This is a genomic window from Pseudomonas sp. GM49, from assembly GCF_000282355.1.
Taxonomy (GTDB): Bacteria; Pseudomonadota; Gammaproteobacteria; order Pseudomonadales; family Pseudomonadaceae; genus Aquipseudomonas.
Genome location: NZ_AKJL01000239.1, coordinates 1 through 1,675, shown reverse-complemented (window position 1 = coordinate 1,675; position 1,675 = coordinate 1). Strand labels below are relative to the sequence as shown.

Annotated in this window: 2 protein-coding genes and 1 pseudogene; 2 read left to right on the top strand and 1 reads right to left on the bottom strand. The window is 58.7% G+C overall.

Annotated elements, in window-relative coordinates; all coding sequences use genetic code 11:
• Positions 1 to 163 (bottom strand): annotated as a pseudogene (locus PMI29_RS08435) (CidA/LrgA family protein); the annotation flags it as partial.
• A 194-nt stretch (positions 164 to 357) separates the two neighbouring features.
• Between PMI29_RS08435 and PMI29_RS08440 the strand changes: the two are divergent.
• Together PMI29_RS08440 and PMI29_RS08445 are read left to right on the top strand one after the other, a co-directional pair.
• Positions 358 to 813 carry a MaoC family dehydratase gene (locus PMI29_RS08440; RefSeq protein WP_008001099.1) on the top strand — a complete coding sequence of 152 codons (456 nt, stop codon included), beginning with the start codon at positions 358 to 360 and terminating at the stop codon, positions 811 to 813.
• 114 nt (positions 814 to 927) lie between these two features.
• Positions 928 to 1,675, top strand: a 748-nt coding sequence (locus PMI29_RS08445; RefSeq protein ID WP_008001098.1) for an MORN repeat-containing protein, incomplete at its 3' end; no start/stop codon positions are given.

The following is a 1,675-nucleotide window of genomic DNA, read 5'->3' as shown; positions in this document are numbered from 1 at the left end:
CCGCCAGGTTCAGTGGCTCGCCGACCTGGCCCCTGCATATGAGGTACACCAGCAAAAGCAGTAACCCCACAATCGGCCCCGGCAGCACCGGCAAAAACAAATGATTGATCGCAGTGCCGAGCAATTGGAACAACACCAGCCATGTCAGGCCCCGTAACAACATTGTTGATCTCCTGCAAAATCCGTCATCCGCATTGGCCTGGCATTATAAGCATGCTCACGCTATAGATCGGCATTCGCCAAAAGCATGGTCAGTTGACCGGAGCGTTTGGCCATGTTGATCTAAAGTGGTAAGCCGGGAGGTCAAATCCCCCCCAACTCAAAACTATAAAACCGATGAACCCAAGGAGAGTCTCAATGCCCTATGTTCCAGTTGCAGAGCTCAAAGATTATGTCGGCAAGGAACTTGGACGTTCCGAATGGCTCACCATCGATCAGGACCGCATCAACCTGTTCGCCGAAGCCACAGGGGACTTTCAGTTCATCCACGTCGACCCGGTCAAGGCCGCGCAAACGCCATTTGGCAGCACTATCGCTCACGGTTTTCTGTCGCTGTCGCTGATTCCGAAATTGATGGAAGACATCCTCGTCATGCCCGAAGGCTTGAAGATGGTGGTCAACTACGGCCTCGACAGTGTGCGATTCATCCAGCCGGTCAAGGTCAATTCGCGGGTGCGGCTGAAGGTCGACCTGACCGAAGTCATCGAGAAGAAACCCGGCCAATGGCTGCTCAAGGCCACCACCACCCTGGAAATCGAAGGTTCGGACAAACCGGCGTATATCGCCGAACCCCTGTCCCTGTGCTTCGTGTAAACCTCCCCGGATGCGAAGCAGCTCCTGCTGTTTCGCGCCCTCTCGCGGTACCTCGCCCTATATAAGGACACATGGCTGCGGCATACTCCCTCGCCTAATTGCCCGGAATCCGCTATGCGCCCACTTGCACTCCTTGCCTTGACCCTGATGCTCACCGCTTGCGGCGACGGCGAATCGCCTTTGTCCCCCGACGCCCGCCTGCCGGACGGCGGACGCTATCGCGGCGACCTGGTCAATGGCTTGCTGCAAGGCAAGGGACGTATCGACTACCCGAACGGCAGCTGGTACGCCGGCGAATTCGACAAAGGCCAGTGGCACGGCCAGGGCGAATGGCACGGCAGCAATGGCGAAGTCTATCGCGGGCAGTTCAATCAGGGACTGTTCGACGGCCAGGGGGCACTGACCACCAACGCCAGCAGCTACAGCGGCGGCTTCAAGGCCGGCCGGCGCGACGGCGAAGGCACACTCAAAGAAAACGGCATGAGCTATCGCGGCGAGTTCAAGGCCGACCAATACGCCGGCCTGGGTCGTCTCGAACTCGAAGACGGCAGCTCCTACCAGGGCCAGTTCGCCCACGGCAAACCCAATGGCGAAGGCCAGCGCGGCGACGGCAACGGCAACCAGTTCACCGGGCACTTCGTCGACGGCCAACTGGAAGGCAACGGAACTTTCAACAGCGCCGATGGCGACATCTATGTCGGCAGCTTCAAGAACAATCAACTGCACGGCAAGGGCCGCTATGAAAACGCGGACGGCGATGTCTGGCTGGGCCAGTTCAAGGAAGGCTCGCTGAACGGCAAGGGTGAGTTGATCGGCACTGACGGCAGCCACTACATCGGCCAGTTCAACGACTGGCGGTTTT